This window comes from Aeromonas sp. ASNIH2 (assembly GCF_002934795.1).
Lineage (GTDB): Bacteria > Pseudomonadota > Gammaproteobacteria > Enterobacterales > Aeromonadaceae > Aeromonas > Aeromonas caviae.
On record NZ_CP026406.1, the window covers coordinates 4,264,249 to 4,283,275 of the forward strand.

The window sequence follows — 19,027 nt, forward strand, 5'->3', positions numbered from 1 at the left end:
TGATGGCAGGAAGCGAGAGGGTGGCGGTGAACGCCGGGAGGAGAAGATGCGCGCTGGATCAGGGTATTGGGGGCTGGGGTGCTGCCTGTTGCTGGCATTGCCCCTGAGGGCCGAAGTGAAGGTCATACCGGTATTCGAGGCGGATGCCGCGGTGCAGACGCTCAAGGAGATCTACCCGGATCTCGGGGTGAGCGCCATGGGCAACCAGCTGGTACTGAGCGGAACCCCCGCCCAGTTGCAGGAGGCCGAGCGTACCCTGGCGCAAGTGAACCAGCCGCCCCAAAGCCTGCTCATCGAGTGGCGGGTGGATGGCGCCTCCAGCCGTCAGCAGGCCGGAGTGGGGCTGGGCCTGGATGCCAAACGGCAGTGGCTGCTGGAGGGGGATGCCCGGCACTATGAACGCAGCCAGAGTGACAACTGGCAGGTGCGTGGCCTCTCCGGACGGCCCGTGTTGTTGCAGATGGGGTCCTATCAGCCGGTCACCTTTTACCAGTGGCAGGGGGGAAGGGTGGTGGGCATGATGCCGCTGATGAACGGTCTCTACGCCACCGCGACCCTGATAGGGGACAGGGTGCAGGTGGCCCTCAGCAGTGAACAGGTAAGAGTGGAGCGAGGCAACATACACACCGGCCAGAGTGCCACCGAGGTGAGCGGCGCCCCGGGCCAGTGGCTGACGGTGGGGGAGCTCTCCACAACCCAAGGCAGCCGGGAGGCCGCGATCGCCAATCCATCAGGCATGGGCGGGGCCAGCGGCAGCGAACGCCAGACTCTGCAGATCCGGGTCACGCGCCAGTGAACCAGCCTGTCAGTGGGGCTGATCCAGAGCGTAATCCCGCAACTGGCGGCTTCTCAGCAGATACCAGAGCGCCCAGAGGCTGGCGATGAGCACCAGGGCGGTGGGCCAGTTGAACGACCACTGCTGCAGATTGAGGCTGTGCAACTGCATGACCAGGCCGCTCGCGGTGGAGCAAAGCAGCAGGGCGCGGCTGTGGCGTCTGAGCCAGGCTCTGGCACTGTGGGTCTGGCGATGGGTGCCGCCGCAGGCGAGCAGCGCCAGCATGGCGGGTACGTCCGTCAGCAGGCTGACATAGAGGGTGAGCTTGTCCGGGTAGAAGAGGGTCAGGATGGCGCTGCCACTCTCCCGGGTGACCCCCGCCATCAGAAACAGCCAGACCGAGCGGGTCAGCAAGAGGGCGATGGGCCAGAACCAGAGCGGGGGGCGCAACTGGCCGTGATCGTCGTAACGGTGTTCGGGGTAGAGGGTCATGGTGGACCGGTATCCATTCATGCAGTGCGAGTGATGAAGGGGATATGGGGCACAGGGCAGGCCATTGCAAGGCCGGCAACGGCCGGGAATTAATCGGGGGGCCAGGCCCCCCAATCCGCAGTCTTTAGTTGCCGGGTTCCGGCGTCACAGCCAGCCTTTTCTCTTGAAGAAGAGACCGGTGCCCAGCGATGACATCACCATCAGCACCAGGGAGAGGGGGTAGCCGTATTCCCAGGCGAGCTCCGGCATGCGGCCAAAGTTCATGCCGTAGATGCTGGCGATAAGCGTCGGCGGCAGGAAGATCACCGCGGCTACCGAGAAGATCTTGATCACCTTGTTCTGCTCCAGATTGGTCACCCCCATGGAGGCCTCCAGCTGGAAGTTGATCTTGTCGAACAGGAACTGGGTATGGGGCAGCAGGGATTCCACGTCGTGCAGCATCTCGTCGATCCACTTGTTCTGCTCCCCCGTCATGCGCTGGCGCAAACTGCGTTTGAGGAAGCGCAGGGCGCGGCGGGTATCGTGCAGGGAGAGACGGATCTGGCCGTTGGCCTCTTCCTGGGCCATCAGCTCCTTGAGCATGGGGTTGATCTGGTCCGGCTCGAAGATCTGATCGGCGGTGTTCTCCAGGGTCTTGTAGCCATCCTCGATCAGGTCTGAGAGGTACTCCACCTTGAGGTTCTGCACCTCCAGCAGGATGTCGAGGGCGTCTTCGACCTCCAGCCTGTCCTGACGCATGTAGTGGCGCAGCAGACGCACCAGGCCGATGTCATCCTCGCGGATGCTGATCAGCAGGTTGTTGCGCAGGGTAAAAGAGACGTGCACACCCTTGGTGTCGCGACCGATGCGCTGGGGAAACAGGGAGTGGATGTGCAGACCGTCGGTGTCCCAGTAGAAGCGGGCGGATGCCTCGATGTCATCGAGCTCCTCCTTGTCCGGCACCTCCTCCAGGAACAGGCCCGTCAACCATTCTCGCTCCGCAGTGTCCGGCTTGTAGGCATCCAGCCAGACGGTGTTGTCGGGAACGATGTCATCCGGCCCGAGTGTGACTATGTCCAGCACCTTGTTGTTGAGAATGTAGGCGGTGATCATCTGTCCCCCCTTAAGAAGTCATGGGTAATCAGGGATGGTTGCACAGGTTCATGCGGCCTTAGATCGCACGGAAAGCGATCCCATGAAATAGCATAACGAGGCCGATGGACAACCTGAATGCGGCGAACTATACAGGGGCGGGACCCGCTTGTCAGGGCCTATTCATCAGGGGTTCAGCCTGTTCGCTCAAAAAAGCGGCGGGGTCGGATCAGCCACGCCGACCTCGAAACGGGCGATCCCGACGTCACCTCCTTTGTTCGCCCTGGAGTGGAGGAGGGCCCGGGCTCACCGGCGGGAATGACGGGTTGCTGGTCGCCCTGCGACAGCCCCCGGCCAAGCGCAGGAAACGGTCTCCGTGCGGTGTTCCGGGGCTGCGTCTCCTTGTTATCTGCTCTGGTTTGCGTGGGCAAGCCTGTTACATATTGGGATAGTTGGGGCCCGAGCCGCCCTGGGGCGGCGTCCAGACGATATTCTGGCTGGGATCCTTGATGTCGCAGGTTTTGCAGTGAATGCAGTTGGCAGCGTTGATCTGCAGCCTTGGCCGGGTATCCCCATCAAGGATCTCGAACACCCCCGCCGGGCAGTAGCGCTGGGCGGGTTCGGCCCAGGTGGGCAGGTTGACCTCGACCGGAATGCGCGCGTCCTGAAGGGTCAGGTGACAGGGTTGATCCTCGTCGTGGCTGGTGCTGGCCAGATAGACGGAGGAGAGCTTGTCGAAGCTGAGCTTGCCGTCGGGTTTGGGGTAGTCGATGGGCTGGCAACGGCTGGCCAGGCGCAGCTGGCGGTAATCCGGCTCCTTGTCCAGCAGAGTAAAAGGAGAGGTCAAGGCAAAGAGTCGCTGCTCCAGCCAGTTGAAGGCGCCGCCGAGCCAGGGGCCGAAGCGGTGCAGTGCGGCCCCAACGTTGCGGGCCCTCTTCAGTTCCCGGGTCAGCCAGCTTTGCTGCAGCGCGTCCTGAAACTCGGCCAGATCCCGTCCCCCTTCATCCCCTCCTCGCAGTGCCATAGCGACCGTCGCGGCGGCCACCATGCCTGACTTCATGGCGGTGTGGATCCCCTTGATGCGGGAGAAGTCCAGGGTGCCCGCATCACAGCCGATGAGCAGGCCGCCCGGAAAGTGCATGCGCGGCAATGAGTGCCAGCCCCCCTTGGTGATGGCCCGTGCGCCGTAGCTGATGCGCTCGCCCCCCTGCAACGTTGCCGCGATGAGGGGGTGGTGCTTGAGACGCTGGAATTCGTCGAAGGGGCTGAGCCAGGGATTCTGGTAGTTGAGATCGACGATAAGGCCGACTGCCACTTGATCCAGGGCCAGATGATAGAGATAAAAGCCCCCCTGACTCTTGTTGCCCTTTCCCTCACCAAGGGGCCAGCCGCTGCCGTGCAGCACTCGGCCCGGTTTGCCCTGGCCGGGAGGGAGCTGCCACAGCTCCTTGAAGCCGATGGCGTAATGCTGCGGCTGGGCAGTATTTTCCAGATGGAATCGGGCGATCAGCTGTTTGCCGAGGTGGCCGCGCGCCCCTTCGGCAAACAGGGTATAGCGGCCATACAGGGCCATGCCGGGCACGTGATCCGGCTTGGGGTTGCCCTCCTTGTCGAGACCAAGGTCGCCGGTCACCACACCGCGAACCCGGCCCTCCTCCACGATGAGGGTGCTCGCCGCAAAGCCCGGGTAGATCTCGACACCGAGGGCCTCGGCCTGCTTGCCGAGCCAGCGGCAGAGGGTGCCGAGGCTGATGATGTGGCTACCGTCGTTGTGCATGCGGGGTGGCACCGCCCAGTGGGGCAGTTGCAGGGAGCGGCTGTCGCTTTGCAGCAGATGGACCTGATCATCCGTCACCGGTACGCCGAGGGGGGCCTCCTGCCAGCTCTCTGGCAGCAGCTCCCTGAGGGCGACGGGATCGAGCAGGGCGCCGGAGATCAGGTGGGCGCCGATCTCGGCACCCTTCTCCAGCAGGCAGACCGAGAGGGCCGGGGCCTGCTGCTTCAATGCGATGGCGGCGCTCAGGCCTGCCGGGCCGCCACCGACGATGACGACATCAAATTCCATTGCTTCGCGTTCCATCTTGCCTCTGCGCTCGACTTGGCCTAGGGTAGTGCTGGTAGTTTACGTAAACGTAAATCACTTTGTCAGCAGAAAAGTGAGTGACGACAAGGTGGACCCACACAACAGGTATGAGGGATGACCGCCATGAAGCTGCTGGTCGCAGTCAAACGGGTCGTTGATTACAACGTCAGGATCCGGGTCAAGGGGGATGGCTCCGATGTGGAGCTCGCCAATGTGAAGATGGGGATCAACCCGTTTTGTGAAATCGCGGTGGAGGAGGGGGTCAGGCTGCGGGAAGCCGGCGTGGCATCCGAGCTGGTGGTGGTGACCTTCGGCCCCGAGGCGGCGGCCGAGCAGTTGCGCCATGCCCTGGCGCTGGGGGCGGATCGGGCGCTGCACTATGTTACCGGCGAGACCCTGACCCCGCTCACCGTGGCCCGGGCCCTGCAAACGGTGTGCGGGCAGGAGCAGCCCGACCTGGTGCTGCTCGGCAAACAGTCCATCGATTCTGACAACAATCAGGTAGGGCAGATGCTCGCCGCCCTCAATGACTGGCCGCTTGCCACTTTCGCCTCCGCCATCAGGCTGGTGGAGGGGGAATTGCAGGTGACCCGCGAGATAGACGGTGGCCTCGAGACCCTCGGCATGGCGCTGCCCGCCGTGGTGACCGTGGACTTGCGCCTCAACGAGCCGCGCTTCGCCTCCCTCCCCAACATCATGAAGGCCAAGCGCAAGCCGCTGGAGAGCCAGCCGTTCGCCGCCCTCGGGGTGGTGCCGGCCGACCAGACACGGCAGCTCGGAGTGATGGCGCCACCGGTGCGCAGCGCCGGCATCAGGGTGGGCTCGGTGGACGAGCTGCTGGACAAGCTCAAGCACGAAGCCCGGGTGCTCTGATGGGCAGGGGCATGAGAGGGATGCCTCCCGCAGGCGTGAGCGCCATGCATGGGGCAACGGCCCCGGGGAGCAAGAGATCAATGGATGACATGAAGGTGCTGCCATGAGCGTACTTGTGATTGCGGAACATCATCAGGGGCGGATCGCCGACAACCTGGCCCAGCTGGTCACGGCGGCGAGGCGCCTGGGGGGCGAGGTGCATCTCTTGCTGCTGGGGCAGGGGCTGACGGAGGCGGGGGAGCAGGCCGCCGCCCTCACGGGGGTAAACCGGGTGCTGCTGGCGGAACATCCCATGCTGGCGGAGGGGCTCAACGACGGGGTCGACAGACTGCTCGCCGAGGTGACCAGGGACTACCAGCACTGCCTGATGGCTGCCAGCAGCCAGGGCAAGGATCTGCTGCCGCGAGTGGCGGCCAGGCTCGGGGTGGAGATGATCGCCGAGGTGACCGGCATCGAGGGGCCCGACACTTTCCTGCGTCCCATCTATGCGGGCAACGCCATCGCCCGGGTGGCGAGCAGCGCCCCCGTCAAGGTGCTCACCGTGCGGCCCACCGCGTTCGCCAAGGCCGGGTCCGGGGAGGAGCGTGCCGTGATGGAATCGCTGCCGGTGGCCGAGGTGCGCTGCCGTACCCGGCTCATCGAGCGGCGTGCGATGCGCTCCGCCAGACCCGAGCTCGGGGCGGCCCGGGTGGTGGTCTCCGGCGGGCGGGCACTCGGCTCGAAAGAGCACTTTGCCCTCATCGACGCTCTGGCGGACAAGTTGGGGGCTGCCGTCGGGGCATCGCGGGCCGCCGTGGATGCCGGTTATGTTTCCAACGACCTGCAGGTGGGGCAGACCGGCAAGGTGGTGGCCCCCGAGCTCTACATCGCGGTGGGCATCTCGGGCGCCATCCAGCATCTGGCGGGGATGAAGGAGTCCAAGGTGATCGTCGCCATCAACAAGGACGCCGAGGCCCCCATCTTCCAGGTGGCGGACTACGGTCTGGTGGGGGATCTCTTCACCCTGCTGCCGGAGCTCACCGCCAAGCTGTAAATTTGCCACAAAGGGGCGAAAAAAGCCGTCCGTGCTGTCTCGCCCCCGTTTCCATGCATATTCTCTGCAAGCCCTGGCCCGTTCAGGGCTTTTGTCTGATGGGTGCCCGGTGGCGCCGGGGCAAAAGGTTGCGCTGGATCCCAAAAAGCCTTTGCCCCCACGGGGGGCTGTCGTGTAAAAACGTTCGAGTCACCGATCACACACATCCATTCACGGAAAGCGTCATGAGCAAACAGATTTACAACTTCTGCGCCGGCCCCGCCATGTTGCCGGTTGAAGTCATGGAGCGCGCCCAGCGCGAATTTTGTAATTTCCAGGGGCTGGGAGCCTCGGTCATGGAGCTTTCCCATCGCGGCAAGCCCTATATGGCGGTCGCCGAGAAGGCCGAAGCGGACCTGCGCGACCTGCTGGCGGTGCCGGACAACTACAAGGTGCTCTTCATGCACGGCGGTGGCCGCGGCCAGTTCTCCGCCGTGCCCATGAACCTGCTGGGTGGCGCCAACAAGAAGGCGGATTACCTGGTGACCGGCGTCTGGGCCCAGAGCGCCGTGGATGAAGCCCAGAAATACGGTGACATCCAGACCTTCCAGGGGGTAGCCAAGAACGAGCAGGGGGTCTCCCACCTGCTGCCGACGCCGGCGTTTCGCGCGGATGCCGCCTATGTGCACTACTGCCCGAACGAAACCATCGATGGCATCGAGATGTTCGACATCCCGGCCACCGGCGATGTGCCCCTGGTGGCGGATCTCTCCTCCACCATCCTCTCCCGTCCCCTCGACGTGAGCCGCTTCGGCATCCTCTACGCCGGTGCCCAGAAGAACATAGGCCCCTCTGGTCTGGCCATCGCCATCGTGCGCGATGACCTGCTGAACCAGGCCCGCGCCGATGTGCCGTCCATCTTCGACTACCAGCTCACCGCCAAGAACGACTCCATGTTCAACACGCCCCCCACCTACGCCTGGTACCTGGCCGGTCTGGTGTTCGAGTGGCTCAAGGAGCAGGGTGGCCTGGCGGCGATGGAAGCACGCAACAAGGAGAAGGCCGACTTCCTCTACGGCTACCTCGATCAGTCGAGCTTCTATGGCAACAAGGTGGATGTGGCCTGCCGCTCCCGCATGAACGTGCCCTTCCAGCTGAAAAACGAGGCCCTGGACAAGCTGTTCCTGGCGGAGTCGGAAGCGGCCGGTCTGCTGGCTCTCAAGGGACATCGCATCGTCGGTGGCATGCGCGCCAGCCTCTACAACGCCATGCCCCTGGAAGGGGTCAAGGCCCTGGTCAGCTTTATGGATGACTTTGCCAAACGCCACGGTTGAGGCGTGTCTCCCCATTGCCAGACGCCGGGGACTCCCCGGCGTCTGTTTTTCAGACCCATCCTGACCCAGGCCGCCCTCTCCCGCGGTCGTGCCACTGTCGAACTTGCCGCGGGGGACGCGGGCTGTTAACGTCCGGTCAGGTGATTTAATTGAGATCGAACAGGAAGTCTATGAATTCGTTGCGTTTGGAACCCATTTCTAGCGTGGCCGGGGTGGTCAATCTGCCCGGCTCCAAGAGTGTCTCTAACCGGGCCCTGCTGCTGGCGGCCCTGGCCCGGGGCACCACCCGGCTGACCAACCTGCTCGACAGCGATGACATCCGCCACATGCTGGCGGCGCTGACCCAGCTTGGCGTCAAGTACAAGCTCTCCGCCGACAAGACCGAGTGCACTGTGCATGGTCTGGGTCGCAGCTTCGCGGTCTCGGCGCCGGTCAACCTGTTCCTCGGCAATGCCGGTACTGCCATGCGCCCCCTGTGCGCCGCCCTGTGCCTGGGCTCCGGCGAGTACACCCTGGGCGGCGAGCCGCGCATGGAAGAGCGCCCCATCGGCCACCTGGTGGATGCCCTGCGCGAAGCGGGTGCCCACATCCAGTACCTGAAGAAAGATGGCTATCCGCCCCTGGTGGTGGATGCCAAGGGGCTCTGGGGTGGCGATGTCCACATCGACGGCTCCGTCTCCAGCCAGTTCCTGACGGCGTTTTTGATGGCGGCCCCCATGGCGGCCGGCGACACCCGCATCCACATCAAGGGGGAGCTGGTCTCCAAGCCCTACATCGACATCACCCTGCACATCATGAAGCAGTTCGGGGTGGTCATCGAGCACGACGACTACAAGGTGTTCTACATCAAGGGCAACCAGACCTATGTCAGCCCGGGCGACTTCCTGGTGGAAGGGGATGCCTCCAGCGCCTCCTACTTCCTCGCGGCGGGTGCCATCAAGGGCAAGGTGCGGGTTACCGGCATCGGCAAGCACAGCATCCAGGGGGACATCCACTTCGCCGACGTACTGGAGAAGATGGGGGCACGCATCACCTGGGGTGATGACTTCATCGAGGCCGAGCAGGGGCCGTTGCACGGCATCGACATGGACATGAACCACATCCCGGATGCGGCCATGACCATCGCCACCACGGCGCTGTTTGCCGAGGGCACCACCACCATCCGCAACATCTACAACTGGCGGGTGAAGGAGACCGACCGCCTGCACGCCATGGCGACCGAGCTGCGCAAGCTGGGCGTGGAAGTGGAGGAGGGGCACGACTTCATCACCGTGATCCCGCCCGCACAGCTCAAACACGCGGCCATCGACACCTACAACGATCACCGCATCGCCATGTGCTTCTCCCTGGTGGCGCTCTCCGATACGCCGGTCACCATCAATGATCCGGGTTGCACCTCCAAGACCTTCCCGGACTACTTCGACAAGCTGGCCAGCGTCAGTCAGGCCTGAGCCCTTTCGGCCCGCTTCGTGCGGGCCTTTTCATCTCTGCCCCCCGCTTTTTTCATGCCTCCTAGCAGCATTATGCAAACTTGCAAGGTGCGATAATAAAATTCCTTGCCGAAGAATGTAATTTTCTATTTACACCGACCCGGCACAGGGCTAGATTGAGATCTCTTTATCGCAGTCATCTAGCAGGAAACTTGGTCATGCAGCATCAAACCGACGACGTTCGTATCAGTGAAATCAAAGAGTTATTGCCCCCGGTTGCGGTGCTTGAGAAGTTTCCGGCGACCGACACCGCCTCGGCCACCGTGTTTGAATCCCGTCAGGCCATCCACAACATCCTGGCCGGCGACGATGATCGCCTGCTGGTGGTGATCGGCCCCTGCTCCATCCACGATCCGGTCGCCGCCCTGGAATACGGCAAGCGCCTCAAGGTGCTGCGCGACGAGCTGAAAGATCAGCTGGAGATCGTGATGCGGGTCTACTTCGAAAAACCCCGTACCACAGTGGGCTGGAAGGGGCTGATCAATGACCCCTACCTCGACAACAGCTGCCAGATCAATGACGGCCTGCGCCTGGGTCGCAAGCTCTTGCTGGATCTCAACGACATGGGGCTGCCGACCGCCTCCGAGTTCCTCGACATGATCACCCCGCAATACGTGGCGGATCTGATGAGCTGGGGTGCCATCGGCGCCCGTACCACCGAATCCCAGGTACACCGCGAGCTGGCCTCCGGTCTCTCCTGCCCGGTGGGCTTCAAGAACGGCACCGACGGCACCATCAAGGTGGGCATCGACGCCATCGGCGCCGCCAGCGCCCCGCATCACTTCCTGTCGGTGACCAAGTACGGCCACTCCGCCATCGTCTCGACCGCTGGCAACCCGGACTGTCACATCATCCTGCGCGGTGGCCGCGAGCCCAACTACAGCGCCCGTCACGTGGATGAGGTGGTGAGTGGTCTGGACAAGGCCGGTCTGCCCCAGAAAGTGATGATCGACTTCAGCCACGCCAACAGCAGCAAGCAGTTCAAGAACCAGATGCTGGTGGCCGAGGACGTGGCCGGTCAGCTGCGTGCCGGCAGCAAGGCGGTGTTCGGCGTCATGGTGGAGAGTCACCTGGTGGAAGGGCGTCAGGATCTGGTGGACGGGTGCGAGCTCACCTTCGGCCAGAGCATCACCGACGCCTGCATCGGCTGGGCCGATACCGAGGTGCTGCTGCGCAACCTGGCGGACGCCGTGGCCGCTCGCAACGCCCTCTGAGCTCAAGGCGCCCCGTTGGCGGGGCAATAAAAAAGCGCGACCCTGGGTCGCGCTTTTTGTTTGGCCATCTCTCGGCAGGTCGCGGTTTACTTGGCCCGCTCCTGGTGGCCGCGCAGGCGGATGTTGATCATCTCCACCACCAGCGAGAAGGCCATGGCGAAGTAGATGTAACCCTTGGGAATGTGCAGATCCAGCCCTTCGGCCATCAGCGCCACCCCGACCAGGATAAGGAAGGAGAGGGCCAGCATCTTGATGGTGGGGTGGGTATCGACGAAGTCGCCGATGGCCTTGGCGGCAAACATCATGACGCCGACGGCGATGATGATGGCCAGCACCATGACAGGGACATGATCCGCCATGCCCACGGCGGTGATGACGGAGTCCAGGCTGAAGATGATGTCGAGGATGGCGATCTGCACCAGAGTGGACAGGAAGCCCGCGGTCTTGCTCACCACACCCGCCTCTTCGGCGGCCCCTTCCAGGCTCTGGTGGATCTCGTGGGTGCTCTTGGCGATGAGGAACAGACCCCCCACCAGCAGGATGAGATCCCGTCCCGAGATGGCTTCCCCCAGCACGGTGAAGAGGGGCTCGGTGAGGCGCATCACCCAGGCCAGGGAGAGCAGCAGCAGGATGCGGGTGCCCATGGCGAGCCCCAGCCCCAGGATGCGCGCTTTCTGGCGCTGGGCTTCCGGCAGGCGACCCACCAGGATGGAGATGAAAATGATGTTGTCGATGCCGAGCACGATCTCGAGCAGGGTCAGGGTGGCGAGCGCGACCCAGGCGGAGGGGTCAGCAATCCATTCCAGCATGATTGAACCTTGGTTGAACAGTGATTGAGGTAGAAGTCGCGCATTTTAGCAGGGGGTCATGGCTTGTCCCAGTGGCGGGAAAAGATAAAAATGGCGGCGATCCAACAGGAGGGAAACATGTTTCGATTAGGGCTCATCATCAACCCCGTCGCCGGCATCGGCGGGGACGTCGGTCTCAAGGGCAGTGACGGTATGGTCGCCGAGGCGCTGGCGCGCGGGGCCGTCCCCAAGGCCCGGGAGCGGGCCCGCCAGGCCCTGTTGCCCCTGTGCGAGCTGACCACGTCATTCGAGCTGCTGACGGTGGCCGAAGAGATGGGGGCCGACCTCGCCGCAGAGCTCGGGCTGCCCCATCGCATCGTCCATCGGCCTGCCGGGGCGCAGACGAGCGCCGAGGATACCCGGGCCGCCGCCCTGGCCCTGCGCGATGCCGGGGTGGATCTGCTGCTCTTCGCCGGTGGCGATGGCACCGCCCGTGACATCTGCGCGGCGGTGGGGGAGTCCTGCCATGTGCTCGGCATCCCGGCGGGGTGCAAAATCCACTCCGGGGTCTACGGGGTGACGCCGGCGGCAAGCGGCCGGGTGGCGGCCAGAATGATCGCAGGGGAGCTCCTGAGCCTGGTGGATGCGGAGGTGATGGACATCGACGAGGAGGCGTTTCGCGCCGGCAAGGTGCGCGCCCGCCACTACGGGCAGCTGCTGGTGCCCGGGGATCTGCGCTACGTGCAGGCGGTCAAGCAGGGGGGGCGGGAGTCCGAGGAGCTGGTGCTCGCCGATCTTGCCGCCGGTGTGGTGGAGCAGATGGAGCCCGATACCCTCTACCTGATGGGGTCGGGGAGCACGGTGGCCGCCTGCATGGGTGAGCTGGGTCTGGAAAATACCTTGCTCGGTGTGGATCTGGTGGAAAATGGCCAACTTATCGGGCAGGATCTCAGCGCCGCCGAGATCCTGACCCGGATCCGCGGCCGTCGCTGCCGTCTGATCATCACCCTGATCGGCGGTCAGGGACATCTGTTCGGGCGCGGAAATCAGCAATTGAGTCCAGACGTGATCCGGGCCGTCGGGCGCGAGCATATCCAGGTGCTCGCCACCAAAGCCAAGCTGGCGGCGCTAGAAGGCCGTCCGCTGCTGGTGGACACCGACGATCCGGCACTGAACCGGTCGTTGAGTGGTTATCTGCGCATAACCACGGGATACAAGGATCAGGTCATCTACCCGGTGGCCAACCCGGAATAGGACATCAAGGATGCGGCTGGCCTGGCGCCAGAGAGCCGCGATCAACCGGATCGCGGTTCCACTCCCCGAATTTTTTGCCGGCAACCCCGGAAATGAGGCTGCGTTAAATGACGATTCACGATTTTGAACACAAGTTGTTGGGACTGATCGACGCCATGGTCGCCACGGCCAGCGAAGACGAGCTGTTTGCGGGTGGCTATCTGCGAGGGCACATCTCCCTTGCGGTGGCGCGCGCCGAGCTGGAGGGCAAGACCCTGGTGCGGGACGTCAAGAGCTATGTGCTGCGCAGCCTGAACGAGGCCATCTTGCAGGGTGAGCTCTCCGAGCAGGACGAGGTGCTGGTGCAGGAGATGTGGAAGCGTCTGCAGGCCCAGGCGGAAGCTTGATCCCATTCGCAGTTCAAACACAAGTTTAAGTAATCTGCTTCCCTGAGTGTTATCAAAAGGTTAATAATGAGGCTCGCCTTTTGTTTCAGGGATTAAACCATGGCCTCCACCTCACGCATTGCCACCAGACTGCCGCTCGAGATGCTCTATCACTGGGAGCGGCAGTGTCCCGACCGAATCTACCTGCGTCAGACCATCCACCGCGAATACGTCGACTTCACCTGGGGTGAGGTTGCCGACGAGGCGCGGCGCATGGTGACGGCACTGCGCGCCCTGGGCCTGGTGCCCGGTGACAAGGTGGCCCTGCTCTCCAAGAACTGCGCCCAGTGGTTCATCGCCGATCTGGCGATGCAGATGGGGGGATACGTGAGCGTGCCCATCTACCCCACCGCCAACGTCGACACCATCGAATACGTGCTGCGCCACAGCGAAACCAGGGCGATCTTCGTCGGCAAGCTGGACGACTGGAAGAGCCAGGAGGCGGGGGTGCCCGGGGATCTGCTGCGTATCGCCCTGCCTTACGACACCATGCCGGCCGCCCACCAGTGGGACGATCTGCTGGCGCAATACGACCCCATCCCGGACAGCCCGGTGCAGGCGCCGGATGCCCTGCTGAGCCTGGTCTACACCTCCGGCAGCACCGGCAAGCCCAAGGGGGCCATGCTGAGCGTGGAGCGCTACGCCTGGTCCTGCGAGAAGCTGGTGGAGGCGGTCTCCCTCACCGCCGAGGATCGCGGCTTCTCCTACCTGCCCCTTGCCCACATCACCGAGCGGGTCTACATCTACGGCGGCAGCCTGTTCAGCGGTGCCACCATCGCCTTCCCCGAGTCCCTCGACACCTTCATCGAGGACGTCAAGCGCTGCCGTCCCACCGTCTTCATCTCGGTGCCGCGGCTCTGGGCCATGTTCCGCATCAAGATCCACGAGAAGCTGCCCCAGAAAAAGCTGGCGCTGCTGCTCAAGATCCCCCTCGTCTCCAGCCTCATCAAGAGCAAGCTGCAAAAGGGGCTGGGGCTGGATCAGGCGCGGGTGCTGGGCTGCGGCTCGGCGCCGGTGGCCCCGGCGCTGCTGGAGTGGTACCACAGCATCGGCCTCGAGATCACCGAGGCATGGGGCATGACCGAGAACCACGCCTACTCCACCCTCAACTACCCGTTCCGGGCGGACAAGATAGGCACCGTCGGCAAGGCCGGGCCCGGGGTGACCATCAAGATCTCCGACGAGGGGGAGATCCTCTGTCGCTGCGACGGCATGATGGTGGGCTACTACAAGGATCCCGAGCACAGTGCAGAGGCCATCGACGCCGACGGCTGGCTGCACACCGGTGACATGGGTAAGCTGGACCGGGAGGGTTACCTCACCATCACCGGCCGCATGAAGGACGTCTTCAAGACTGCCAAGGGCAAGTACGTGGCCCCGGTGCCCATCGAGGGGATGCTCGGGCAGGAGCCCATCATCGAGCAGCTCTGCGTCATCGGCTACGGCATGCCGCAGCCGGTCGCCCTGGTGCAGCTCGCCGAGAGCGCCATGAAGGGGGACAAGGCCGGGGTGGAAGCCCAGCTGGAGGCCGCCCTCAACCGGGTCAACGACAAGCTGGAATCCCATGCTCGCCTGCGCGGCATCCTGGTGGTCAAGACCCCCTGGAACATCGAGAACGGGGTGCTGACCCCCACCATGAAGATCCGCCGCCACCTGCTGGAGCAGAAGTACGCGGACATCGGCGAGCGCTGGTCCGGCAGTCAGCGCATCCTGTGGGAGTCCTGACAGGGGTCGGTGCCGCCATATCGGCCACATCAATGACAGTCGGGGGAGCCAGTGGCTCCCCCGCTGTATTTCAGGGGGGAAGCAGCCGACAGGGGGCTGGGGCATTGACCCCTTCCCCGACGTTTCCCGCCGCCGTCATACCGCCCCGCGTCGAGGGAACGGCAGGGAAAGGTATTTGCAAAATCCATGGAGAGGGGTGATCCCAGTGGCTGGGCAAATGCATCTTGAGGTCACACACGGGGGCCGCAAGGGGCGGGGTGGGGCATTGGCCCCTTAACCTGGGCTTCCCGCTGCCGCAGAGGAGGTCTGCCAATAAGGTCATCGGAGGGAGAGCGCCCTCACATGGGGCAGGGGGGCATCTGATGCACGGCGCCAGAGGCGCAGAGAAAGGGGGTGAGGGGCAGGATGAGAGCCGCAGAGAGCAAGAAGGGGAGCCGCAGCTCCCCTTCCCGTTGGCGGATGCCGGGGTCAGACGGCTTTGTACTCAAGCTCGACCGAGCCCAGGGCCTTCAGGGTGGACTGGGCCGAATCCCGCTGGCTGATCTGGCCATCCTTGCTCTCCAGCAGCACGGCGCGGCGCACGGTGGCGAGATCCTCGCCACCCAGCACAGCGTGGGCGCAGGCCATCTGCATCGGCGGCAGGCTCGGGTTGAAGGCGGCGTTCTCGGCATAGCGGCCGCAGAAGATGCGCCCGTCCTCGAACTGCAGCGCCACCGCGGCATAGCCCTGGCTGTAGGGGGCATAGCTCTGGCGGGCGGCGGCGAGCGCAGCCTGCCACAGGGGGTCGTCGCTCTCGAGCACCAGCTCATCATGGGCCTGGGGGCTCATCAGGGCATCGGTGATCTCGAGATCGGCGGGGCCGAAGGAGTGGGGCAGGAAGGATTGCAGCTCGCTGAGATCGTCCGGCAGGGAGACCTTCAGGGTCTTGGCGGTGCTCAGCTCGTTCATGAACTGGCGGCAGTGGCCGCAGGGGGTGTAGTTCACGGTGATCTCGGAGATCCCGGTCTCGCCACCCAGCCAGGCGTTGGAGATGGCGGACTGCTCGGCGTGGACCGAGTGGAACAGCCCCTGGCCCGCGAACTCCATGTTGGCGCCAAAGTACCAGGTGCCGCTCAGGCCGCAGGCGATGGCGCCGACGAAGAACCTGGAGATGGGGGCCACCGAGCAGGCGGCCGCCAGCGGCAGCAAGGCCAGACGCAGGGCCCTGTCATCCAGCCCGGTGGCGGCTTTCAGGGTCGCGACCTGGTCCGGGGTGAAACGGGCCTGGAAATCGTCCCCCAGCATGGGCAGCAGGGCAGCCTGGAGCGGGGCGGAAAGGGTCTCGAATGGCTTGGCAAAGCGGGGATGCATACTGTGTCCTCAAAGGCCAATTGGGGGGCCATTGTAGGGAGCAAGCGCGGCGAATTGTGTGAGCGCGCTCACGCCTTGATGGGCAAAGGGGCGGGGATGGTAAAGGAAACGTTTGTCTTTCGCAATCTGTGCGCCAGCTCCCGGCATCAGGGAGGTGAGGGTATCGGATGGAAACGGTGAAAGGGTACAGAGGCCATGGCCGCAGGGGCGGCCATGGCAACGGGGATCAGGTCAGCCAGTGGTAGAGGGCGAACAGCAGGGGGGCGATGGCCGCGGTCAGCACGCCGCACACCACCATGGCCAGCGACGAGAAGGCGCCCTGGGTCACCCCCTGCTCGGCGGAGGCGGCGGTTCCGATGGCGTGGGCGCAGGCTCCCATGGCGAGCCCCTGGGCCTCGGGGTCGGTGACCCGCATCAGCTTGAGCAGGGGATAGCCCGCCAGGGCCCCCAGGATCCCCACCACCACCACCACGGCGGCGGCGATGGCGGGAATGCCGCCGAGGGACTGGCTGACGCTCATGGCGAGCGGCGTGGTGATGGACTTGGTGGCGATGGAGGCGAGCAGCGCCGGATCCGCCCCCATCAGGTGGCCGACTCCCAGGGTGGTGCAGACCGAGATGAGCACCGCGGTGAGGGTACAGGCCAGGATGGGTGTGAGCTTGTCGCGGATCTGGCGTGCCTGCTGGTAAAGCGGCAGGGCCAGGGCCACCACGGCGGGTTCCAGCAGGGCGGTCAGGGGCGAGGCCCCCTGCTGGTACTGATCCAGAGGCAGATCGAGCCAGAGCAGCAGGCCGATGATGACGGCGGTGGGGATCAGCACCGGATTGATGACGGGCCAGGGCAGGCGGCGGTAGAGGGCCCGGGTCATGAAATAGAGGGCCAGGGTGAGGGGCAGGGCGAACCAGAGGATCATGGCTTGTTCATCCTTTGATAGAGGTGGCCGACCGCGCCCAGGATGAGCACGATGCCGAGCACGACGCAGAGCATGATGAGACCGAAGGATTGGCGCAGGGGCTCGAGCCAGGCCACCAGGCCCACCGCCACCGGCACGAACAGCACCCCCATGTGGCGCAGCAGCAGGCCGCCCCCCAGCTCGACCCAGGAGAAGCGGACGATCTGCAAAGAGAGCAGCACGAACAGCAGCAGCATGCCGATGATGCTGCCGGGGAAGGCGAAGGGCAGGATGGCCGCCACGGCCTTGCCTGCCAGCAGACAGGCGATGATGACCAGAAAATCACGAAGGTAGCGCAGGGTGCGTTGCAGCAGCACGGGGGCCTCATCTTGGCAAGTGTGAGCAAGGTCGCAGTTTAACAGGCACGGGGGGGAGGGAACAGGGTCAACTGGCCCGCAGGGGATACAATGGCCCGGCTTCAACCCCATTCACAAGAAGGAGTTCCCATGTCGACCCCCTCTCTCCTGGCCCGGTTGCGCCAACTGCCCGCCGATCCCGCCCTCCCTGACACCCTGCTGCAAACCCGCCAGTGGGAGGGGCCGCTTTGCCGGGTGAGGCTTGACAACACCGGGAAGCAGTCCGAGGCCGTCCACCACTGGCGGCTGTTTGAGGGGGATCTCGGACTTGCGCCCGACGCGGCCATCTACGGAGAGGGGTTCCAGATGCTGGCCCAGACCGGGGGACGCTGGAATGCCCCCGAGCACCTGGGCCGCTGCCCCGATGCGTCTGTCTATCGCATCACCGCCGACCATGGCTACCACACGGTGCACAACCTGCTGCTGGTGGCGCAGGAGGGGGGCTGGCTGCTGCTGGCCTTTGCGAGCTGCCAGCGCTTTGGCGGGGAATTTCGCCTCCATCCCGACGGGCGCCTCGAGATCGTAATGAACACCGAAGGGCGTACCCTGGCGCCGGGTGCGCACTGGCAGAGCGAGGCGCTGATCTGCCAGGAGGGGCCGGACAGGGAGGCCCTGCTCGCGACGCTGGCGCAGCATATCGCCGCCGAGCACGGCTCCCTGGTGGGGGAGGTGCCCACGCGCCCGAGCGGCTGGTGCTCCTGGTATCACTACTACGCGAACGTGAGCGCGGCGGACATTCGCGAGAACCTGGCGGTGCGGGCCGAGCGTTTCCCGGCCCTGCGCTACGTGCAGATAGACGATGGCTATCAGGCCAGGATGGGGGACTGGCTCACCCCTTCCGCCAAGTTCGAGGAGGGGGTGGCGGCCCTGGCAGGGGAGATCCGCGCCGCCGGTTGCGAGCCTGCGCTCTGGGTCGCCCCCTTTATCGCCGAGCCCGGCTCGCAAGTGTTCCAGGATCACCCTGACTGGTTCGTGAAAGGGGAGGATGGCCTGCCGCTCCCCTCGGAGCGGGTCACCTACGGGGGCTGGCGCTGCACCCCCTGGTACGTGCTGGATGGCACCCACCCCGAGGTGCAGACGCACCTGGAGCAGGTATTTCGCACCCTGCGTACCCAGTGGGGCATTCACTACTTCAAGCTCGATGCCAACTTCTGGGGGGCCATCCACGGTGGTCGCTTCCACGACCCCGCCGCCACCCGGGTGGAGGCCTATCGGCGCGGCATGGCCGCCATCCTGCGCGGCGCCGGGGAGGGGGCCTTCCTGCTCGGCTGCAATGCGCCGCTGTGGCCGAGCCTCGGCCTGGTACACGGCATGCGGGTGAGCGATGACGTGGAGCGCCAGGGCCCCCGTTTTCGCCAGATAGCGCGAGAAGCCTTCTGCCGCGCCTGGCAGCACGAGCGGCTCTGGGTGCTGGACCCCGACTGCGTCTGCCTGCGGGATATCCCGGGCCAGCACGGGAGCCGCGCCGAGTACGACTTTCACCTGGCCGCCCTGGTGGCGAGCGGTGGCATGGTGCTGGCGGGGGACAGATTGCAGGATCTGGACGAGGGGCAAGGGGCGCGCCTTGGCAAGCTGCTCGCCCTGTGCGCCGCGCGCACCCCGGCGGCCCGCTTCGAGGGGATGGCATTCGAGCGCGGGCGGGTGGCGTTGCCCGGGGGCGGCGAGCTGCTCTGCCTGTTCAACTGGGGGGAGCACCCCTGCGAGTGCCCGTTGACGCCGGGGGGCACAGACTTCTGGGACGAGACGCCCCTGGGGAGCACCCTGGTGCTGCAAGGGGGGCAGGGGGCGGTGATCCGCTACCCCTGATGGCGTTGCACTGCAAAAAGGCTCCCT

The 19,027-nt window shown here is 64.8% G+C and carries 17 protein-coding genes; 10 read left to right on the top strand and 7 right to left on the bottom strand.

Annotated elements, in window-relative coordinates:
• Positions 1-46 precede the first annotated feature (46 nt).
• On the top strand, positions 47-796 hold the full coding sequence (locus C3F36_RS20370) for a hypothetical protein (protein WP_069784851.1): 750 nt from the start codon (positions 47-49) through the stop codon (positions 794-796).
• Positions 797-805: 9 nt separating this feature from the next.
• On the opposite strand, the gene C3F36_RS20375 is transcribed toward C3F36_RS20370, so the two are convergent.
• From C3F36_RS20375 to C3F36_RS20385, 3 genes are all read right to left on the bottom strand, one after another.
• A complete protein-coding gene (locus tag C3F36_RS20375) occupies positions 806-1,267 on the bottom strand; it encodes a DUF2919 domain-containing protein (protein WP_045524977.1) in 462 nt (153 codons plus the stop codon).
• 144 nt (positions 1,268-1,411) lie between these two features.
• Positions 1,412-2,359 carry a magnesium/cobalt transporter CorA gene (corA, locus tag C3F36_RS20380; RefSeq protein WP_005301617.1) on the bottom strand — a complete coding sequence of 316 codons (948 nt, stop codon included), beginning with the start codon at positions 2,357-2,359 and terminating at the stop codon, positions 1,412-1,414.
• Positions 2,360-2,774: 415 nt separating this feature from the next.
• Entirely contained in the window at positions 2,775-4,418 is a 1,644-nt protein-coding gene (locus tag C3F36_RS20385; protein WP_104455807.1) for an electron transfer flavoprotein-ubiquinone oxidoreductase, read from the bottom strand.
• A 126-nt stretch (positions 4,419-4,544) separates the two neighbouring features.
• Here C3F36_RS20385 and C3F36_RS20390 point away from each other — a divergent pair, with 126 nt between their 5' ends.
• The 5 genes from C3F36_RS20390 (at position 4,545) to aroG (ending at position 10,344) form a co-directional block, all read left to right on the top strand.
• Entirely contained in the window at positions 4,545-5,294 is a 750-nt protein-coding gene (locus C3F36_RS20390; protein WP_180344810.1) for an electron transfer flavoprotein subunit beta/FixA family protein, read from the top strand.
• A gap of 103 nt (positions 5,295-5,397) precedes the next feature.
• Positions 5,398-6,327 (top strand): electron transfer flavoprotein subunit alpha/FixB family protein, encoded by a 930-nt coding sequence (locus tag C3F36_RS20395; protein WP_104455809.1) that lies wholly within the window; start codon positions 5,398-5,400, stop codon positions 6,325-6,327.
• Positions 6,328-6,551: 224 nt separating this feature from the next.
• Entirely contained in the window at positions 6,552-7,640 is a 1,089-nt protein-coding gene (serC, locus tag C3F36_RS20400; RefSeq protein WP_010674452.1) for a 3-phosphoserine/phosphohydroxythreonine transaminase, read from the top strand.
• Positions 7,641-7,810: 170 nt separating this feature from the next.
• Complete coding sequence (gene aroA, locus C3F36_RS20405; protein WP_049636217.1) at positions 7,811-9,091, top strand: 3-phosphoshikimate 1-carboxyvinyltransferase; 1,281 nt, start codon at positions 7,811-7,813, stop codon at positions 9,089-9,091.
• Positions 9,092-9,288: 197 nt separating this feature from the next.
• Positions 9,289-10,344, top strand: coding sequence for a 3-deoxy-7-phosphoheptulonate synthase AroG (aroG, locus tag C3F36_RS20410; RefSeq protein WP_104455810.1), 1,056 nt, complete (start codon positions 9,289-9,291; stop codon positions 10,342-10,344).
• Positions 10,345-10,430: 86 nt separating this feature from the next.
• Here aroG and C3F36_RS20415 read toward each other — a convergent pair whose 3' ends face one another.
• Entirely contained in the window at positions 10,431-11,153 is a 723-nt protein-coding gene (locus tag C3F36_RS20415) for a TerC family protein (protein WP_010674455.1), read from the bottom strand.
• A 117-nt stretch (positions 11,154-11,270) separates the two neighbouring features.
• On the opposite strand from C3F36_RS20415, the gene C3F36_RS20420 reads away from it, so the two are divergent.
• The 3 genes from C3F36_RS20420 to C3F36_RS20430 all read left to right on the top strand — a co-directional run bounded on the left by C3F36_RS20420 (position 11,271) and on the right by C3F36_RS20430 (position 14,536).
• Entirely contained in the window at positions 11,271-12,386 is a 1,116-nt protein-coding gene (locus tag C3F36_RS20420) for an ATP-NAD kinase family protein (RefSeq protein ID WP_104455811.1), read from the top strand.
• 107 nt (positions 12,387-12,493) lie between these two features.
• A complete protein-coding gene (locus C3F36_RS20425; protein WP_010674457.1) occupies positions 12,494-12,772 on the top strand; it encodes a YfcL family protein in 279 nt (92 codons plus the stop codon).
• Between the two features lie 99 nt (positions 12,773-12,871).
• Positions 12,872-14,536, top strand: a complete 1,665-nt coding sequence (locus tag C3F36_RS20430; protein WP_104455812.1) for an AMP-binding protein — start codon at positions 12,872-12,874, stop codon at positions 14,534-14,536.
• A 468-nt stretch (positions 14,537-15,004) separates the two neighbouring features.
• On the opposite strand, the gene cdd is transcribed toward C3F36_RS20430, so the two are convergent.
• The 3 genes from cdd to C3F36_RS20445 form a co-directional block, all read right to left on the bottom strand.
• Positions 15,005-15,886: a cytidine deaminase gene (gene cdd / locus C3F36_RS20435; RefSeq protein ID WP_010674459.1), complete on the bottom strand. Its 882-nt coding sequence runs from the start codon at positions 15,884-15,886 to the stop codon at positions 15,005-15,007.
• A 226-nt stretch (positions 15,887-16,112) separates the two neighbouring features.
• Positions 16,113-16,799: an LrgB family protein gene (locus tag C3F36_RS20440; protein ID WP_041212945.1), complete on the bottom strand. Its 687-nt coding sequence runs from the start codon at positions 16,797-16,799 to the stop codon at positions 16,113-16,115.
• Positions 16,796-17,155 (bottom strand): CidA/LrgA family protein, encoded by a 360-nt coding sequence (locus C3F36_RS20445; RefSeq protein WP_010674461.1) that lies wholly within the window; start codon positions 17,153-17,155, stop codon positions 16,796-16,798. The genes C3F36_RS20440 and C3F36_RS20445 overlap by 4 nt, the downstream gene beginning before the upstream one ends.
• A gap of 129 nt (positions 17,156-17,284) precedes the next feature.
• Here C3F36_RS20445 and C3F36_RS20450 point away from each other — a divergent pair, with 129 nt between their 5' ends.
• Positions 17,285-19,000 carry a glycoside hydrolase family 36 protein gene (locus C3F36_RS20450; RefSeq protein ID WP_104455813.1) on the top strand — a complete coding sequence of 572 codons (1,716 nt, stop codon included), beginning with the start codon at positions 17,285-17,287 and terminating at the stop codon, positions 18,998-19,000.
• Positions 19,001-19,027: the final 27 nt, after the last annotated feature.